The organism is Anaeromyxobacter sp. SG66 (genome assembly GCF_022690805.1).
GTDB classification, from domain to species: Bacteria; Myxococcota; Myxococcia; order Myxococcales; family Anaeromyxobacteraceae; genus Anaeromyxobacter; species Anaeromyxobacter soli.
Genome location: NZ_JALCZC010000095.1, coordinates 1 through 16,259 on the forward strand (window position 1 = coordinate 1; position 16,259 = coordinate 16,259).

A 16,259-nucleotide genomic window follows, 5' to 3' on the forward strand; every position below is an offset into this window, starting at 1 on the left:
TGAACTCGTCCGTGAACGACCTACGCGGGCGACGTGATATCGCCTTCGCCGGCTTCGACTGTTGGTTCATGCGGGACACCGTATCCGCCTTTCGCTCGGTGTCCGAAAAACCGGATCAAGCCCAGGCCACCACCAGAGCTGGGCGGCAGGATCCCACCGCCACCCGGCGCGCTTCAGCTCCTCCCGGATCTCCTCCGGAGGCTTCCGGTCGAACCGAAGCGCCGGCTGCCGTCCGTGGTGCCGGGTCTTCTCGACGTGAAACGCCGGCTCGGCGTTCTCGCGCTCGGCCTCGGCCGTGAGCCGCAGCTCGAGGAGCGACGACCCGCAGTACGTGCAGCACTCCTCCTGGACCGTCGTGTCCGCCGCGTACAGCGGCAGGATCGGACGGCCGTTGTAGTCGACGTCCGACGGCCCGAGGCCGGTGGTGGACCGGAGGCAGGCGGGGCAGAAGACCTCGTCGTTCGCGCTGTAACCGAGGACCGTGAAGGGCTTCATCGTGGCAGCTCCTGTGAGTGGGGGCGGCACCGCGCCGCCTCGCCCGGCATGGGCGGGGCGGTGCCGGCCCCGCGACGACGGGCGGCGGCGTTGCCGAAGCGGCGGGCGTGTCGCTGGGCGTGACGGCGCGCGCGCTTCTTGCGCGCGCTGGCGCGACCGGCGCTTCCGACGCCCGAGGCGTCGTTAGCCGCCGACCGGCGTCGCCCCCGGGAGCTGCCGCGGTGAAGCCCGGGGGCGACGCACGCCGACGCGAGGGCGCCCGCTGCGTGCTCAGCACGGGCGCGCAAGCTCGCCCGGCGCCCGGAGCGTCCCGCCGAGCCACACGGAGGGCAACGGTGTCCCGCTGCTCCGCTTCCGGTACAGCTCGATCATCACGGCGGCGGCGAGGCGCAGGATGTCCTCGACCCGATCTCGCGACCGTCCGGCTGCGGCGACATCAGGATGCGACGCGCGAGCGTGAGCTGTTCCTGCTGCGATGCCCAGTAGCGATGAGGATCGCGAATGGCACCGCGGCATCACGGCGCAGCGCCGTCCCCTTGCGGGCCGCGATCCCTGGACGGAACACCGGGTACCCTGTAGCGCGCGCTAACGCTCGGAACGTCGCACGATATGCGAGCTGACGGTACTGCACGGTCAACACCAATCGCCTGGTACTGGCGCCTCGGCGGATTTGCGGCCGCATTCCTCGCTGCCACGATGCTCGCCCGCGGTACCCGCTTCCTCCTCACGGGCCGAGCACGTCTGCCGCCCGGCCCGAACGCGAGCGCAGAACCGTACTTCCTCTTGTATCGCGCGACCGGAGTCGCGGCCGTTCTCGCAGCGACGTGGTTTGCGCTTCGACTTCTCGACAGGCGTCGGTTCTCCGATATTGGCCTTGGCGGCGGCGTGCGCGCGGCCGCACGAGACGTCGCGAAGGGCGCAGTCCTCGTTTCTACAATTTTTATCGCCGGCTTCGCGTGCTTGGCCGCAGCGGGGCAGGTCCGAATCGTCAGCGCCGGTCCAGATTGGCGCGCCGTGCTCCTCCACGCGATCCCTGCGACGGCGTTGATTGCATTGTACGAGGAACTCCTGTTCCGCGGATACCCGTTCCAAGTCCTCGTGCAGCGGTTTCGACCAGTCACCGCGATCGTCATATTCGCGCTGGCTTTTGGCTTGATGCACTGTTCGAACCCTGGCATGACGATTGTCGGCGCAGCCGCCACCGGGCTCTGGAGCGTGCTGTTGGGCGTGCTCGTCGTTCGGTCCCGGAGCCTGTGGACCTGTATCGGGTTCCATTTCGCGGGCAACTTCATGCAGAACACGGTCCTCGGGTCACCCACGAGCGGCATGACCTTCGGCACGAGCATGCTCACCGTGGACCTAGCGCCTACGGCTTTCGCAGGTTCGCCGACCGGGATCGAAGCCTCTGTCCCAGTGCTGCTCGCCGGCGCCATCGCTGTCGGATGGATTCTGCGGGGTCAATTGTGGGCGCCAAGGCTTGGCGCTGGAGTGCTGTTCTCTAGACGCTGAACGCCAGGAGACTAGAACGGGTCCCAGTTCCCCGCACACCGCGAGCACAATCTGCGGAGTCGCTGCCCGGCGATCGAACCACGCCTGTCCAGAAATCCGCGCCTTCAGACAAGCGACAGAGGTGCGGATCCGCCGTCGACACTTGCTTCAGCCTTGTTGATTCTGAACAGCGTCGCGTATTTGGTACGGGCGTGCTGGGGTGCCGTGGCACGTCCGGGAAGCGCCGGAAGGACCCAGCACCGGATTACGGATGGCCGGAAGGAACCGCGAGCAGGGAGAAGGTGGAGGAGCTCGATCGCCTCAGCGGTGATTGGTTCGATCACGTAAAGCGATGCGCGCCGTGAACCGTTCCCTCATCGTTTGCATCGCCTACGCGCTCCTGTGGGGGGCGGGCGTGGTCGTGCTCGCTCGCGATCCGGGTTTCGAGACGGGCGAGGCGCTTGCCGTGATGCTCGTCGTCGGCGTGGGCCTCTCGGCCGCGGCGTGGCTAGCGACGCTCGGCGCGAGCCCGCGCCCGCAGGCCGTGCGCGAACCTGGGCGAGAGCTCCTCTGCCTCACGGCGCTCCTCGTCGGCATCGGGATCGGCTTCCTCGGATACGGCCTCTCGATGCTCCGCGCGGCGGTGAGCCACGACCCGGCGCGCTCGATCGCCATCGTCGTCGCGAAGCTGCTCGCGCTGGTGCTCGTGCCGGGGCTGATGTTCCGGCGGCTCGGCTACACGTGGCGGGAGCTCCTCGCCTTCACGCGCCTCGACCGCGTCGAGCTGCGCGCGGTCGTCGTCATGATGGCGCTCCTGGCCCTGCTGCAGCTCACGATCGGGCGCGGACCACAGTCCGTCCGCGCTCTCGTGGCCGAGCGAGGTCTCGAGACGTGGCAGGTGCTCCTTCTCGCCCTGCCCGCGTGGCTGTGGCTTTCGGTGGAGGCGGGGATCACGGAGGAGTTCCTGTTCCGGGTACTGGTCCAGTCGCGCCTCGCCGCCTGGCTGCGGTCACCCATCGTGGGCGTCGTCGGGATGGCGGTGCTCTTCGGGCTCGCGCACGCTCCGGGTTACGTGCTGCGCGGCGCGCACGCGATGGACGGGATGGCGCGCTCTCCGGACGCGCTAAGCGCCGCGGCTTACGCGCTGGTCGTGGTTTCGCCCCTAGGGCTCGCCTTCGGCGTGCTCTGGTGTCGCACCCGAAGCCTAACGCTCGTGGTGTTGTTGCACGGGTGGGCGGACCTCATCCCCAACCTCGCCCGCCTCGTGCGCGCCTTCATGGCGTGACCGGCGCTCCCGACGCCCGAGGCGTCGTTAGCCGCCGACCGGCGTCGTCCCCGAGAGCTGGCGCGGTGAAGCCCGGGGGCGACGCACGCCGACCCGAAGTCGCCCGCTGCGTGCTCAGGACGGGCGCGCGACCTCGCCCGGTGCCCGGACCGCCCCGCCGAGCCACACCGAGGGGAACGGTGTCCCGCTGCTCAGCTTCCGGTGCAGCTCGATCGTCACGGAGGCGAGGCGCAGGACGTCCTCGACCCCGATCTCGCGACCGTCCGGCTGCGGCGACAGGATGCGACGCGCGAGCGTGAGCTGCTCCTGCAGGAGGTTCGTGGCGATCCGGTTCATCGGTCGGCTCCTTGTGGTGAACGCGGCACCGCGCCGCTCACGTGGAGCGGCGGCGCGGTGCCGCGAGCGCGCAGACGCGGCGCCGCCCCGTCGCCGGGGCGGCGTCGGACGGGCAGCTCACGCTCGAGCGGGCTCCTCGTCGTCGAACAGCGTCGCGCGGGTGAGGTGCAGCTCCGGCGGGTGGTAGTCGCCGCAGAGCTCGCAGTGGACGATCTCGAGCTGGAGGTCGCCGAACTCCTCCTCGATCTCGAGGTGCAGCGCCGGGTCGGTCGGGATGAGGCTGGCCATGTGATCGCGTCTCCCTGTGGTGGGCGGCACCGCGCCGCCTCGCCCGGCACGGGCGGCGCGGTGCAGCCCGCGAGCGCGCGAGGGTTCGCCGTGGCCGGCGCGCCGCCCTGCCGGCCCGTGACGGCGAGGCTGTTCGCGAGCTGGCGCGGGCCGTGCCCGGCGGCGCGCCGGCGGCCGTAAGGCGAACCCTCGCACGCGCCCCGGAGACGCGCTGGCCAGCCGGCGCCGCCCCGTCGCTACGCCGCGAACAGGGCGGTCGCGCTCGCGTCATCGACGGTCGACAGGTCCGTGACGACGTGGATCTCGTCGCACCAGGGCAAAAGCCACTCGCGCTCGACCCCGATCCCGAGCCCGAGGATCGTGACGCCCAGCGCGGCGGCGCTCTCCCGGAGCGCCGCCGCCGCGCTCGCGTCGGATCCGCCGTCGGTCACGAGGACGAGGTCCGCCTTCCGGAGATCGCCAGGGTGCGTGCGGATGATCTCGAGCCCGCGCGCGACGGCCGCCGCGATGTCGGTGCCGCCGCAGCACGAGACGAAGAGGCCCTCCTCCGGGAGCGCGTCCGAGGGCTGCACCATCGCCTCGAACTTCACGCGACCGTCGAACCCGAGCAGCGCGAACGCCCGGCGCTCGCGCTGCGCCTGGTCCAGAAGCGCCAGCGCGACCGCCGTCGCCCACACGTCCCGCGGCCCGTCCATCGAGCCGCTCTTGTCGAGGAGGACCACGAGCGGTCCCTTCCCGAGGGACGCCGTGCCGTCGAGCCGGTACTGGAGCGTCTGCCGCTCGAGCAAGGCGCGCAGGAAGTCGAGCCGGAGGAGCCGGTGCGTGAGCTTCGCGAGCTCGACCGGCAGGGCGCGGCCGAGGTCCGCGCCCTGCTCCACGTCGGTCACCTCGTCCGCGCCGTGCTTCACGCGCTGCCGCCGCTTCGCCGCCGCGATGCGCTTGAACCGGCCGGCGAGCGAGGCGATGCGCCGGAGGCGCTCGTCGAGCTTGAGCCGAGCAGCGAGCGGTCTCACCGCGGGGTGCTCCTGCGGCGCACCCTCCTGCGTCCCGGTGCCCGGCAGATGCCCGCCCCGGAACGCGACGTGCGCGAGCCCCTCGACGGCGTCGCGCAGGTCCGCGACGGCGCGCGCTGCGGCCGCGCAGGCGGCCGCCAGCGGACGCCGGAGCGGGTCCTTGCCGACGCTGGGCGCAGCCCGCGGCTGCGGCTCGTCTGGTGGCGGGAGGTTCAGCTCGCGGACGAGCGCCTCGACCGCCGTCGCGGATGCGGCGGCGTCGCCGCGGCACTCCGCGGCGAGTCGCACGAACGATGGCAGGGCATCGCAGGTGGCGTGGACGCGCTCTGCCCAGGGGCGGAGCGCGGCGTTCACGCGTTCTGGCGCAAGCAGCTCCCCCTCGCCGGTATAGAGCCGCTCGAACAGCTCGTCCTCGAGCCGGAGCTGCGGCGCGTCCCGCTCGTTCGCGCGGGGGAGCTGGCGGTGCTCGCGGTGCAGCATGAGATGCCACCGCGAGACGTCGTAGAGGAGTCGCTTCATGTGCCCTCCGGGTTCAGGTCCGTGCGGCCCGTCCGCGGCCGCCCGACAGGGCGGCGACCGCGGAGGGCCGCGGCGCGTCAGCGCGCGCCCCCGAGACCGAGGCCAACGCTCACCGCCCGTGCCAGCTCGTAGTGGAGCTGCGCGATCTCCTGGTCGGCGTCGCCGAGGGCCTGCTTCGCCCGCGGCCCGGCGCCGTTCGCGAGGCCCTTCAGCTTCGCCTGCTGCGCCGTGAACTCCTCGAGTGCCTGCGCCGCCTGCGCGAGGTAGCTCTTCCGGTCGGAGCTGCGGAGCGCCGCGACGCGCGCGGCGGTCTCCCGCGCGGCGTCGAGGACCTCGGCGGCCTTCGCGCTCACGGGATCGGCGAGCTGCCCGACCACGTGCGCGACCTTCGCGTACTCCTTCGGCTCGCGCCAGAGCGCGTGCGTGAGGACGAGGAGGTCCTCGGGCGTCGTCGCGGCCTCGCCGGCGAGGTACGCGGTCGCCTGGACGACCTTGAGCGTCTTCTTCCACCGGCGGTCGGACGCCACGATGCCCTCGGCCCGGCAGCCGTCCCGGATCGCGATGAGCGCCTGGACGGTCTCCTCCGTCACCTTGACCCGCGCGACGTCCGCCTGCGCCTGTCGGAGCTGCGCCATGGTGAGCGCGCCGGAGCACCCGGGCTCCGGCGCGAGCAGCACGGACCGGAAGCTGCTCGGCCGCAGCAGGTACTGGACGTCGAAGCGGAGCAGGAACCGGTCGAACAGCGCCTCCAGCTCCTTCCCCTCGGGCAGCTCGTTCGACGCGCCGAACAGCGCGACGAGCGGCATCTGCGTCGGGGCCCCGTCGTTGTGGAAGAGCCGCTCGTTCATCGCGGTGAGGAGCGAGTTCAGGATCGCCGAGTTCGCCTTGAACACCTCGTCCACGAAGGCGAACTCCGCCTCGGGCAGCTTGCCCGCGGTGACGCGCTGGTACCGGTCCTGCTCGAGCGCCTTCAGGCTGATCGGGCCGAACAGCTCCTCGGGCGTGGAGAACTTGGTGAGGAGCCGCTCGAAGTACGTCCCCCCGAACGCCTGCGCGATGGCCCGGACGAGCGCGCTCTTCGCGGTGCCCGGTGGCCCGAGGAGGAGGACGTGCTCGCCGGCCAGCACGGCGGCGAGCGCGCCGTCGATCGCGTCGCGACGCTCGGGAAAGCGGGTCATGAGGCTGGTGCGGAGCTGCTGGAGCTGAGCGTGTACGGTGGTCGTCATGGTCGTCCCTCGCCCCGGTCAGGCGGCCTTGGTCTGGAGCAGCCCCTCCACCTGGAGGGTCAGCTTGTTGAGCGCGGTCTCGAGGTCCTGGACCTGCACCTGCAGGACCGTGTGGTAGAGGCGGGCCTTCGCGCGGAGGCCGTCGAACGTCTCGAGCCGGCGCGCGAGCGTCGACGCGCGCTCCGGCGGATCCGTGAGGAAGCCGTCGATCTCGGTGCGGAGCGCGGTGATCTCCTCGTCGAGCGAGGCGCGCGCAGCGTCGCCGAGCGCGGCCGTCGCCTCGGGCGACGCGTGGATGGGGACGACGTCGAGCCGGGACGCGCCGATGTTGGACACCGCATCGCGCAGGCGCCGGAGCGTTTCCGCATACGGCGCCGGGACCCAGTAGACACCGCCGTGTTCGCGCAGCGTCACGGCGGCGCACGAGCCCAGCGTCTTCACGAGCGCGCGCCGGACGTCGTCCGGCGTGTGCGTGTTGAGGAGCCGGTCGTACGCGGCTGAGACGGCCACGAAGAGGTCGTGGCCGGGCCGGTCGGATTCGAGCTTCGCCGGCCGTGCGCGATCCAGCCGGATGCGGGCGGTCTGGGCGAGAGAGACGTTGCCCTCGCCGTCGCGCGTCTCGGCGACGACGGCGAAGACGATCTCGCCGTCGTCCTCCTTCCCGAGGCGGAGCAGGTGGTCGTGCTGGCCGACCTGCGCCTCGCGGACGGCGCTGCGGAGCGCCTTCTCGGGCGTGGGCGGCTCGGGCAGCAGGTTTTCGGCGAGCCCGGCGTTCGCCCAGACCGTCTCGAGGGTGCTGCGTGTGACCCTCGCGTCGGCGAGGGTCCACCAGAGGAGATCGCCGACGTGCTTCCCGCCGGTGAGGGTGTAGGAACGGATGAGCTCCACGGACATGCTGGCCTCCCTGTTCGGAGTGAGGAGGCGGCACCGCGCCGCCCCGCCCAGCCGGGCGGCGCGGTGACGGCTCGCGACAGGCGCCGCGACGCGTCGTGCAGAGGAAAACCCCCGGGGCTGGAAAGCCCCGGGGGGCGGTGAGCCCGACGCCACAGGGAGAGGCGGCGGGCTTTCCTCGCGTTCCGGCCCGACGGCCGGGACGCGTCACTTACCGGGCACCGTCTTCTTCGACTTGCGCGCGCCGCGCTCGGCGCGTCGCTGCGCGAGCTCGTCTGCGGTCGCCTTCTCGACCGCGCCGATGTCGACCGCGTACGCAGCCGCGGCGGCGGTCAGCCGGTCCGAGTACCGCGAGGACCAGGCGAAGTACGCGCCGCGTCCGATGGCGAGCTCGAGGACGAGGGCGCGCAGGGCCCCGCCGTCGAGCTCGCTCGCGTGCTCCGTGAGGACCGCCTCCGGAGAAAACCCCTTCTCGCGCTCGAGCCCGCGCCGCTTCACCGCGTCCGCGACCGCGTCGTGGTAGCCGCCGTGGATCATCGCGTCGAACACGAGCCGCGCGAAGGTCGAGTCGTCGGGCGGCCGCGCCTGCGCGGCCGCGACGACCCCCGCGAGGAGGGTCGCGTCCGTGGCGCGGGGCAGCGCCGCTGTTCGCGATCGTGGCGCGGCGCAGCTCCGCGGCGGCGCGCGCCGCCGCCGGGTCTGCCGGCGGCGTGCTCGACGCCGGCCGATCCTCGTCGCCACGACCCGCGACGTCGTCTCCGACGTCCTCCGTCGTGTCGCGGCTGCGCACGAACTCCACGCCTGCCGCGGCGAGCGCAGCCACCGCCTCGGCTTTCCCGACGAGCGCGTGCGGCGTGCCGCCCGGGTCCGCCGCGAGAGTCGGGCTCGGACAGACGTCGCCGAGGAGCCGGCGCCAGGTTCGGCGCTCCGGGTCCTCGAAGCACGTCGCGTCGAGGTCGACGTACGTGCTGTTCCAGGGCGGCTGTCGGCCGCCGTGGAACACCGCGTTCGACTGCTGCTCCGTCAGGACCGTGCCGCCCTTCGCCCGGACGTCGCTCGCGAGCCGCTCGTGGTACGCGGCGACCTTCTTCCGGAAGCAGACGACGTCCGTGCAGGTGTCGGCCGCGGTGTCGTCCGTGAAGAGGCGCGGCTGGTTCCCGCTTCGCTTCGGGCACTTCGCGCACGCGCCGGCCTCCGAAACGAGCTTCGGGTCATCCACGCTGAACGGCGCACGGTCGAGCCGGGTCAGGTAGCGCTGCTCGAGGAGGTACGCGAGGTCGTCCGCGGGGAAGGGCTCGCCCTCTCCCAGGTCTTCGAACTCCTTCCGCAGCTCCGCCAGCGCCTCGCCCTGGAGGACTGGAGGAACCGCCCGGGCCACGAGGAAGGCGGTGGTGGTCGTGAGCTCACCCTTCCAGAAGGCCTCCCGCATCGAGGGCACGAGCGCCGTGAGCTTGAGCCTGGCGTAGACGTACTGCGGCGACCGCCCGACGAGCTTGGCCAGGGTGTCCGCGGTGTGGAGCGGCCGCCCACGACCGTCCTTCATCGCGAGCAGCGCCTCGTACGCCTCCGCCTCCTCGAGCGGGTGGGGGTCCTCGCGGCAGGCGTTCTCGACGATGCGGAGCTCGTGCGCCTCCTCGTCGGTGAGGTCCTCCACGGTGGCCGGCAGGTCCTTCAGCCCGACCTGCTTCGCGGCGCGGTACCGCCGCTCGCCGTACACGATCTCGAACCGCGAGCCCTTCGGCCGGACCTTGATCGGCTGCTGGATCCCGTGCTCGCGAACGGACGCGACCAGCTCGTCGATGTTGCGTGCCGTCCGGTTCCGCGGCGACGGGTCGATGTCGTCGATCGGGACGAGCCGAACCGGCAGCGGCTCGGCGCTCGCGGGCCGCGGCTTGACCGCCGCCCTCGTCTTCTTCGCTGTGGCACTCGCCTTCACGGGTGACCTCCTGTGGTGGGCGGCACCGCGCCGCCTCGTCGAGAGGGCGGCGCGGTGCCGGCCGCAGCTACGCGGCTCGGGCCAGCGGGTCCTCGCCGGCAATCTCGCGCTCGGACCAGCACTCGCCGGGGTCAGGCAGCGACAGGGTCACCATCGCGGCCATCTCGAGCGCCTCCTGCCTGCGGTCCCACTCGATGAAGCAGGCGCGGTGGACGCGTCCGATGTCGCCGCCGGCGTCCACGACGTCGCCGGTGTTCTCGCGTGCGCAGAACCGGCAGCGCTGCGCCGCGGCGCCTCCGCGCCGCGCGCGCGGGACGTGCTGCTCAGGGTCGGTCCCCACGGGATCAGCAAGGTTCGAATCGAACATGGCGGGCTCCTCGTCGGCGGCATCCGGCCGCTCTCACCGACGTGGAGCGGCCGGGTGCCGCCGGACGGCAGCGCCTCGGTGGCCGGACCTCAGGCGGACCGCACGCTGCGTCGACGGCCTTCTCGTCGGCGCGTATGCGTGGGTCCGCCTCGGCACCGCTCGCCTTCGACTCGCTCGCACGTCCTTGCCGGTCCTCAGGCGGACCGCGCGCTGCGTCGACGGCCTCTCGTCGGCGCGCATGCGTGGGCCCGCCTCGGCACCGCTCGCCTTCGACTCGCTCGCCCGACCCTGTCCGTCCTCAGGCGGACCGCGCGCTGCGCCGACGGCCTCTCGTCGGCGCGCATGCGTGGTCCCGCCTCGGCACCGCTCGCCTTCGACTCGCTCGCCGGCCCCTGTCCGTCCTCAGGCGGACCGCGCGCTGCGTCGACGGCCTCTCGTCGGCGCGCATGCGTGGTCCCGCCTCGGCACCGCTCGCCTTCGACTCCCGCCCACCGTACCCTGCCCGTCCTCAGGCGGACCGCGCGCTGCGCCGACCGCCTCTCGTCGGCGCGCATGCGTGGTCCCGCCTCGGCACCGCTCGCCTTCGACTCGCTCCGTCTTCGGGTCCGCTACGACTTCTCGGTTCCTTTCTTCTTCACACCTTCTTCTTCCCCTTTCCCCTTTCCCCAGTACCCATTTGCTCCATTTTGAACCACGTGGTTCAAAAACTTCCTGGCCCCGCCACCTGCCCTTTGAAGAAGACTTCAGGGTGACAGCAGCCCGACCCCTCACTCCAGTGGTTGGGAGTGAGGGGTCGGGCTGATGGCACCCCGCACCTCGGGACGAACGCCACTCGCAGGTGGCGGGGCCGGGCCGCCGCGATCTCGCGTCCTTACGCCGGCCAATCCTGATCCCAATCCTGATACCAATCCCGTTCCCAACCCTGTGGAACCCAGGGCACACCACCCGGGAACACCCCATTTGCTCCATTTTGAACCACGTGGTTCAAGACCGTCCCGGGCGGAGCCTCTTCGCCGCACATGAAGAAGCCGGACGGTACCGCGGTCCTTCCGCGGCGCCGTCCGGCCAAGTCGAGACGGTGCTTTCTGTCGCCTTTACGCGCGGCGAACTCGCATCAGGAGTTCCTCCAGAACCGCGATGAGCTGCTCGCGTTCCTCCGGCGTCACGCCTCCGCGCTGGATGCGCGCCTCCTCGATGATGACGCGCCCGTTCTTGCGGATGAGCAGGGGACCGGGCGCGCTCGGCACGGGCTCTGGGTCTGCAGTCGCGAGGTCCGCGAACGTCTTTCCTCCTTCGGCCTCGGTCTCGACCTCGGCCCTGAACTCGGGCGCGGTGCCCGCGGCCTTCCCCGCGCCCTTCGTCGTGTCGGGGTTGGCTGCCACGGTCGCCGCTCCGGCACCGGCGTCGGCCATCTCCTCCCCACCACCCGCGATCTTCTTCGCGTGCTGCTCGATGCGCCGGATGGGCCACCGCTCCCCAACGATGCGGTCCAGGAGCTTCTCCGTCCGCTTCAACGCATCCTCCTTGCCGGCCGTCGCCGCGAGCGCGTTGAAGATCCGGTCCACCTCGATCGCGCCGCGGGCGTCGAGGTCACCGCGGATGAGCGCCTGCTTGATGGGCTCGACTGCCGTGTGGATGCGGTACAGACGCCGCGCCTGGGCGTAGCTGCGCCCGATGAGCTCGCCCGCCTCGCGCACGTCGATCTCGCGCGCCTCCATGAGTTGGGCGAGGACCTTGGCCTCCTCGACGGCGTTCAGGTTCTCGCGGTGCAAGTTCTCCTCGGCCTGGGCGAGCAGCTTCGCGCGACGATCGACCAGGTTCGGATCGACGATGCAGGGGATCTCCTCGAGGCCCGCGAGACGCGCGGCCCGCCAGCGCCGCTCTCCAGCGACGATCTGGAACCGGCCTGGCTCGGCCCCGTGCGGCGTCACGATGATCGGTTCCCTGACACCGGAACGACGCAGGCTGTCTGCGAGCGTCTGGAGCCGCTCCTCGTCGAACTGCTGACGCGCCTGCCCGTCCGGCGCGGGCGAGATGAGGTCGAGCTTGATCAGCCGCAGCTGCTGCCCCGGCAGGATGCTTGCGAGCACCGCATCCGTGGTCGCCTCCGCGGCGTACGCGCCGAAGGGATCGGCGCCCCCCGCGTCGGACTTCCTGACCTGCTCGGCACGGGTGATCCGGGAGGTCAGCTTCTCCATGATCGAGACCTGGCGACCCTCACCCATGGCTCGCCTCGATGATCGGCAGGAGCTCGTCGAGCGCGGCGAGATAGGCCGGCGGCCCCTTCGACGGCCGGTAGCGTGCGTCGTAGAGCGGGACTCCCTCGGCGAGTGAACGTGCGATGGCGGTGGCGAGCGGGATCCGCGTGCGGAGCGCCCGGTCACCGACGAGCCCCTCCAGCGCCTTGAGCGCCTCGCGCGACTCGGTCTGTTCCTCGACGAACCGCGTCGGTAGATAGGCGAGCACGCTCGCGTTCGGGGCGACGCCGCGGCGGAGCTGCTGGACCACGCGCCCCAGCTCCGGGAGGACGGAGACCGCCAGCCGCGTCGTCTCCACGGGCGCCAGGATCGGCCCGGCGGCAAGCGCATTGTACGTGACCGGACCGAGGCTCGGGGCGCAGTCGCAGATGATGAAGTCGTACCGATCTTCGACGCGCTCCAGCGCTTCCCGCACGGCCACCGGGCCGGTGAGCTGGTTCGCGCGCTGCACCTCGAGATCGACGCCGACGGCCCACGGGCACGCTGGGACCACCTCGAGCCCGGCGCAGACGCGCTGCGGCTCGAACGGCAGCTCGGGGCGGAGCAGGAATTCCAGGACGCCGTAGCCGCCGGGCTGGGCGTCCACGCCGAGCGCCGCGGTGGCGTTGCCCTGCGAGTCGAGATCTACGACGAGCACGCGCCGACCGGCGCGCTGGAGTCCCCAGGCGAACGCAACGGAGGTCGCGGTCTTCCCGGAACCTCCCTTCGGCATCGCCACCACAAGTCTGCGAGCAGTCATGTCCGTCTCCTCCGCCGGTACGGATGGGGCCGGCGGCTTGACTCTGACTGTCTGCTGCGTGACATACAACATGCGCCACTCAGACCTGTTGGGTTGTATCCATCTGACTGTCAGAGGCATCTTTCAGGATGGCGTTGAGGTGAAAAATGACGAACTCCGATCCCATCGGACTGTGGCTCGCCGCGAGCGTCGCGACCGGCGTCACGGCGCACGTCGCGCTCGCGGTACGGGACAGGCGCACCTACCGGCGGCTCCGCGATGCGTACGTCGGCGCGGTCTCGGCGGCGCACGAGACCGGTGCCGCCGACGCGCTCGTCCGCGCGCAGGAACTCCATCGGGAGTTCATGCGAACCACGCCGCCGGGATGGCTCACCGGTCTCGGCGCGCGCTTCAAGACCGCGCTGGTCCTGTGCGCGGCCGCCGGCGTCGCCGTGATGGTCGCCACGGGCCGGCTGCCGCCCATCGTCGCCGGCCTCTCGGTGCTGTTCGCGATCGGCCTGCGCCGGATCCTGCTTGCCACTGCGCTGCTGCTGGCGCTGTTCGCCGCGATTAGCGTTCTCACGCCGCCGCGCTCAACCGAACGCGCGCCTGCGGCCCACCTCTCCGCGCGATCCCACGCGGCGAACGCGGCTGCTCGCGCCCGGTGACCTGGGCGGCCCTAACCATCGCGGCGTTGCTCACGGCGCGTGCTCCCGTTCCGTTCGAGGCCGAGATTGACGCGGCCCTCGCGGAGACCACCGCCATCTACCCGGTCCCCAAGGCCCTCGTTGTTGCAGTGATCTCGGTCGAGAGTGATTTCAGGCCGCGCGCGATGTCGCGCGCCGGCGCGAAGGGGCTCATGCAGCTCATGCCGTACACCGCCCGGCGGGTCGGGATCTCCGAGCGACACCTCTTCGACCCGGCGCAGAACATCCTCGGCGGCGTACGGCTGCTCGCCGTTCTCCTCCGCCACTACGACGGGGACGTCATCTCGGCGCTCGTGGCCTACAACGCACGCCCGCGCAGGCTGTACGCGCCGATCCCGCGGAACGGCGAGACGCCGGCGTATGTCTGGCGGGTTCTCGCTCGAGTACGGGAAAGCTCGATGCACCTCGACCTACGGCTCCGGAGCGAGACAGCGCCGTAGCGCGTGCGAGTGATGGGCCGGGACGAGGACGAACCGATCAGGCCTGCGAAGAGGTTCCCGCGCATAGATGACCTGCCGTTCGTGCACCTCCTCCTCGGGAACGAACACGACGCGCTTCCCCCACCGACGCACGTTCCGAGCATCTACCCGAAGTCGAGCGTGCTGTTCATTTCGTCGCCGATGGTGATGGCGATAGGATCAACCTTGGAACTCGTCACTGAAGCTGCCGCTGCCGCTTCGGCTTGCCTGGTCCTTGTCGGACACTGTATCCGCCTTCACTCAGTGTCCACGAAGCCGGACCCCACAGACATTCGCGGTACCGGGTACCATTCTACAAACACGGTGCGTGCCGTTTGGTACGATGGTGACCGCCTGGCGCCGTCGAGATACAGGACACGAAATGCCGCTGCCGCTCTCAAAGCTTCACCACCCTTCTGCCCAGCATCTCGTCGACTCGGGGATCGAGGTGCTTCACGTCGACTCGTCGCATGCGCTGACGCAAGCGGCTGGGTACCTCAAGTACAACCGAGCGAGGGATTACGGGCGAGCGGTGTTCTTTCGCGGGCAGACACGCCTACACCCGACCCTGGGGCCGTCACTTCTGCGAGGCATCAAGGATCCGCAGGCCGCCTTTAATCGGCGGGCACTGCTGAAGGACTTCCTCACCGCGGTGGATCAGCACAAAGCCGCGCCGCTGCGGGCGGTCAGCCCTGATTGCCGGGAGGCGCTCCTCCAACACTACGGCATACACACGACCTGGCTTGATGTTGTTGACAACGTATGGGTCGCTCTGTGGTTCGCTTGCCATCACGCTCGTGTGGCGCCGTGGCCGAACGGTTACCTGCACTTCGAAAAGCGCGTTCCACGGATGGGAGGCGGACCGGAGTACTGCTACGTTCTCCTGGTCGAGTCCGCATACTTCACTCCGGTACCGGATCAGCCCGGCCGGTATCGCAACGACACGTCAGAAACAATCGATCTGCGCGTCGCGGTGCCGTCACAATTTGTGCGACCCCATGCGCAGCACGGCGTGCTTGTGCGCCGACTAAGCAAGAAGCGCGGCTTACCCCATCTCGATTTCTTCCCTCTTGTGGCGGGAGTCATTCGCGTCACCCTAGAGGACGCCCTTGACTGGCTGGGGTCAGCGACGACGCTGACAAGCCACTCACTGTTCCCGCCTGCGTTCTACGACTACGGGTATCGGGGGTTGCTGGCTCACGTCGAGCCCGCTGACAGAACGCTCGGCTCGATACATCGGGTCCAGCCCTAACGCATCAGTCTCGTGTGTCGGCAGGCGTGATCACTACATTTGCAGCACCCATTAGCTCGCGGCGCTCGGGTGGCGCCAACCTCTCGGATCGTGCCCTCGATCGTGGACGGAGAGAAGAGCCTGGACGGCTTCCCCGAGACATCTCGCGAACTCGCTCGTCCATCGAGGGATGGCACGGTCTTGCATCCGTAATCGCCTTTCCCGCCCTCATAGGCCGAAGACGACCTTTACAGGGACTCCGCTGGAAGCAGTCGTGTTGTTTCCGAGCAGTCCGTAGGACCCATCACCCCAGCACCACGCGTCGCCGCCCACGACCGCGCAGTTCGTGTTCCCACCGCCCGCAACCGTAGTGGCGTTCGCAATCCCGGCGACCTGCACAGGGACCCGGGTTCCATCGGCCGATGTCGCGCCGTCGCCCAGTTGACCGTAGATGTTGCTGCCCCAACAATAGATGCGTCCGCTGACGAGTGCGCATGAGTGGTAGGTGCCTGTGACCATCTTCGATACTCCACTGGTCAGCCCTGTCACCTGAAGGGGCACCACGCTGCAGGGCATCGTCCCAGCACACGTACTGCTTGATGTGGCTCCAAGTTGCCCCAACTCGTTTCCGCCCCAACACTGAGCGGACCCAGTTACCACGGCGCACGCTGACACGAAATACGCGGCAGCAATCGCGCTAACGCCGCTCGCGTTAGTCAGCCCGGACACCTGCACCGGGACGTAGCTACGGGATGCAGCACCGTTTCCGAGTTGGCCGAAGTCACCGCTGCCCCAGCACTGCGCTCCTCCGCTTCCAAGCGCGCAACTGTGGTCATAGCCAGCCGTGATGGAGATGATTCCACTCGTAAGTCCGTTTACCTGTACGGGAACGCTGCTTGCGACTGTCGAGTTGTCTTGACCTGCCCCCCGACTCTAGACGGCTAGCTTCGTGAGTCCGGTGATACTGCGAGCAAAGCCGTTCGGCGTCTGGTTGTCCAGCGAGCTGTGCGGCCGCACCTCGTTGTAGTCGATCCGATAGGCCT

Annotated in this window: 17 protein-coding genes and 1 pseudogene; 5 read left to right on the forward strand and 13 right to left on the reverse strand. The window is 70.3% G+C overall.

The genetic code is table 11. From position 1 onward, the window contains the following. Window positions 1-66 precede the first annotated feature (66 nt). Window positions 67-495, reverse strand: a complete 429-nt coding sequence (locus MNZ39_RS19160) for a hypothetical protein (RefSeq protein WP_242340690.1) — start codon at window positions 493-495, stop codon at window positions 67-69. Window positions 496-1,104: 609 nt separating this feature from the next. Here MNZ39_RS19160 and MNZ39_RS19165 point away from each other — a divergent pair. Together MNZ39_RS19165 and MNZ39_RS25050 are read left to right on the forward strand one after the other, a co-directional pair. Next, window positions 1,105-2,004 carry a CPBP family intramembrane glutamic endopeptidase gene (locus MNZ39_RS19165; RefSeq protein ID WP_242340691.1) on the forward strand — a complete coding sequence of 300 codons (900 nt, stop codon included), beginning with the start codon at window positions 1,105-1,107 and terminating at the stop codon, window positions 2,002-2,004. A gap of 340 nt (window positions 2,005-2,344) precedes the next feature. Next, a complete protein-coding gene (locus MNZ39_RS25050) occupies window positions 2,345-3,268 on the forward strand; it encodes a CPBP family intramembrane glutamic endopeptidase (RefSeq protein ID WP_242340692.1) in 924 nt (307 codons plus the stop codon). Window positions 3,269-3,382: 114 nt separating this feature from the next. On the opposite strand, the gene MNZ39_RS19175 is transcribed toward MNZ39_RS25050, so the two are convergent. From MNZ39_RS19175 to MNZ39_RS19220, 10 genes and pseudogenes are all read right to left on the reverse strand, one after another. Beyond that, a complete protein-coding gene (locus MNZ39_RS19175) occupies window positions 3,383-3,604 on the reverse strand; it encodes a hypothetical protein (protein ID WP_242340693.1) in 222 nt (73 codons plus the stop codon). 117 nt (window positions 3,605-3,721) lie between these two features. Next, window positions 3,722-3,892, reverse strand: coding sequence for a hypothetical protein (locus MNZ39_RS19180; RefSeq protein ID WP_242340694.1), 171 nt, complete (start codon window positions 3,890-3,892; stop codon window positions 3,722-3,724). A gap of 236 nt (window positions 3,893-4,128) precedes the next feature. Beyond that, the gene (locus MNZ39_RS19185; protein ID WP_242340695.1) at window positions 4,129-5,424 is read right to left on the reverse strand and encodes a VWA domain-containing protein; all 1,296 of its coding nucleotides are present in this window, start codon (window positions 5,422-5,424) and stop codon (window positions 4,129-4,131) included. A 77-nt stretch (window positions 5,425-5,501) separates the two neighbouring features. Continuing rightward, window positions 5,502-6,650 carry an AAA family ATPase gene (locus MNZ39_RS19190; RefSeq protein ID WP_242340696.1) on the reverse strand — a complete coding sequence of 383 codons (1,149 nt, stop codon included), beginning with the start codon at window positions 6,648-6,650 and terminating at the stop codon, window positions 5,502-5,504. 18 nt (window positions 6,651-6,668) lie between these two features. After that, the gene (locus tag MNZ39_RS19195) at window positions 6,669-7,544 is read right to left on the reverse strand and encodes a DUF6744 family protein (protein ID WP_242340697.1); all 876 of its coding nucleotides are present in this window, start codon (window positions 7,542-7,544) and stop codon (window positions 6,669-6,671) included. A gap of 204 nt (window positions 7,545-7,748) precedes the next feature. Beyond that, the gene (locus tag MNZ39_RS19200) at window positions 7,749-8,282 is read right to left on the reverse strand and encodes a hypothetical protein (RefSeq protein WP_242340698.1); all 534 of its coding nucleotides are present in this window, start codon (window positions 8,280-8,282) and stop codon (window positions 7,749-7,751) included. Window positions 8,283-8,988: 706 nt separating this feature from the next. After that, a pseudogene (locus tag MNZ39_RS25120) lies at window positions 8,989-9,477 on the reverse strand (ParB/RepB/Spo0J family partition protein); the annotation flags it as partial. A gap of 67 nt (window positions 9,478-9,544) precedes the next feature. After that, entirely contained in the window at window positions 9,545-9,844 is a 300-nt protein-coding gene (locus tag MNZ39_RS19210; protein WP_242340700.1) for a hypothetical protein, read from the reverse strand. 1,094 nt (window positions 9,845-10,938) lie between these two features. Then, complete coding sequence (locus MNZ39_RS19215; protein ID WP_242340701.1) at window positions 10,939-12,069, reverse strand: ParB/RepB/Spo0J family partition protein; 1,131 nt, start codon at window positions 12,067-12,069, stop codon at window positions 10,939-10,941. Then, a complete protein-coding gene (locus tag MNZ39_RS19220) occupies window positions 12,062-12,841 on the reverse strand; it encodes a ParA family protein (RefSeq protein WP_242340702.1) in 780 nt (259 codons plus the stop codon). Before MNZ39_RS19220 ends, MNZ39_RS19215 begins: the two co-directional genes overlap by 8 nt. A 146-nt stretch (window positions 12,842-12,987) precedes the next feature. On the opposite strand from MNZ39_RS19220, the gene MNZ39_RS19225 reads away from it, so the two are divergent. The 3 genes from MNZ39_RS19225 to MNZ39_RS19235 all read left to right on the forward strand — a co-directional run bounded on the left by MNZ39_RS19225 (window position 12,988) and on the right by MNZ39_RS19235 (window position 15,237). Continuing rightward, window positions 12,988-13,488 (forward strand): hypothetical protein, encoded by a 501-nt coding sequence (locus tag MNZ39_RS19225; protein WP_242340703.1) that lies wholly within the window; start codon window positions 12,988-12,990, stop codon window positions 13,486-13,488. A 26-nt stretch (window positions 13,489-13,514) separates the two neighbouring features. Beyond that, entirely contained in the window at window positions 13,515-13,967 is a 453-nt protein-coding gene (locus tag MNZ39_RS19230) for a lytic transglycosylase domain-containing protein (RefSeq protein ID WP_242340704.1), read from the forward strand. A 400-nt stretch (window positions 13,968-14,367) separates the two neighbouring features. Then, complete coding sequence (locus tag MNZ39_RS19235; protein WP_242340705.1) at window positions 14,368-15,237, forward strand: FRG domain-containing protein; 870 nt, start codon at window positions 14,368-14,370, stop codon at window positions 15,235-15,237. A 207-nt stretch (window positions 15,238-15,444) separates the two neighbouring features. Here MNZ39_RS19235 and MNZ39_RS25125 read toward each other — a convergent pair whose 3' ends face one another. Beyond that, the gene (locus tag MNZ39_RS25125) at window positions 15,445-16,074 is read right to left on the reverse strand and encodes an RCC1 domain-containing protein (protein WP_374202552.1); all 630 of its coding nucleotides are present in this window, start codon (window positions 16,072-16,074) and stop codon (window positions 15,445-15,447) included. A 75-nt stretch (window positions 16,075-16,149) separates the two neighbouring features. Continuing rightward, the coding region (locus tag MNZ39_RS19240) for a transposase (RefSeq protein WP_242337485.1) at window positions 16,150-16,259 on the reverse strand (110 nt) is incomplete at its 5' end.

Excerpts from the sequence above, each read along its gene's own strand:
- MNZ39_RS19160 (WP_242340690.1), bottom strand. The coding sequence starts at position 495 with ATGAAGCCCTTCACGGTCCTCGGTTACAGCGCGAACGACGAGGTCTTC.
- MNZ39_RS19165 (WP_242340691.1), top strand. The coding sequence starts at position 1,105 with ATGCGAGCTGACGGTACTGCACGGTCAACACCAATCGCCTGGTACTGG.
- MNZ39_RS19175 (WP_242340693.1), bottom strand. The coding sequence starts at position 3,604 with ATGAACCGGATCGCCACGAACCTCCTGCAGGAGCAGCTCACGCTCGCG.
- MNZ39_RS19180 (WP_242340694.1), bottom strand. The coding sequence starts at position 3,892 with ATGGCCAGCCTCATCCCGACCGACCCGGCGCTGCACCTCGAGATCGAG.
- MNZ39_RS19185 (WP_242340695.1), bottom strand. The coding sequence starts at position 5,424 with ATGAAGCGACTCCTCTACGACGTCTCGCGGTGGCATCTCATGCTGCAC.
- MNZ39_RS19190 (WP_242340696.1), bottom strand. The coding sequence starts at position 6,650 with ATGACGACCACCGTACACGCTCAGCTCCAGCAGCTCCGCACCAGCCTC.
- MNZ39_RS19195 (WP_242340697.1), bottom strand. The coding sequence starts at position 7,544 with ATGTCCGTGGAGCTCATCCGTTCCTACACCCTCACCGGCGGGAAGCAC.
- MNZ39_RS19210 (WP_242340700.1), bottom strand. The coding sequence starts at position 9,844 with ATGTTCGATTCGAACCTTGCTGATCCCGTGGGGACCGACCCTGAGCAG.
- MNZ39_RS19215 (WP_242340701.1), bottom strand. The coding sequence starts at position 12,069 with ATGGGTGAGGGTCGCCAGGTCTCGATCATGGAGAAGCTGACCTCCCGG.
- MNZ39_RS19220 (WP_242340702.1), bottom strand. The coding sequence starts at position 12,841 with ATGACTGCTCGCAGACTTGTGGTGGCGATGCCGAAGGGAGGTTCCGGG.
- MNZ39_RS19225 (WP_242340703.1), top strand. The coding sequence starts at position 12,988 with ATGACGAACTCCGATCCCATCGGACTGTGGCTCGCCGCGAGCGTCGCG.
- MNZ39_RS19235 (WP_242340705.1), top strand. The coding sequence starts at position 14,368 with ATGCCGCTGCCGCTCTCAAAGCTTCACCACCCTTCTGCCCAGCATCTC.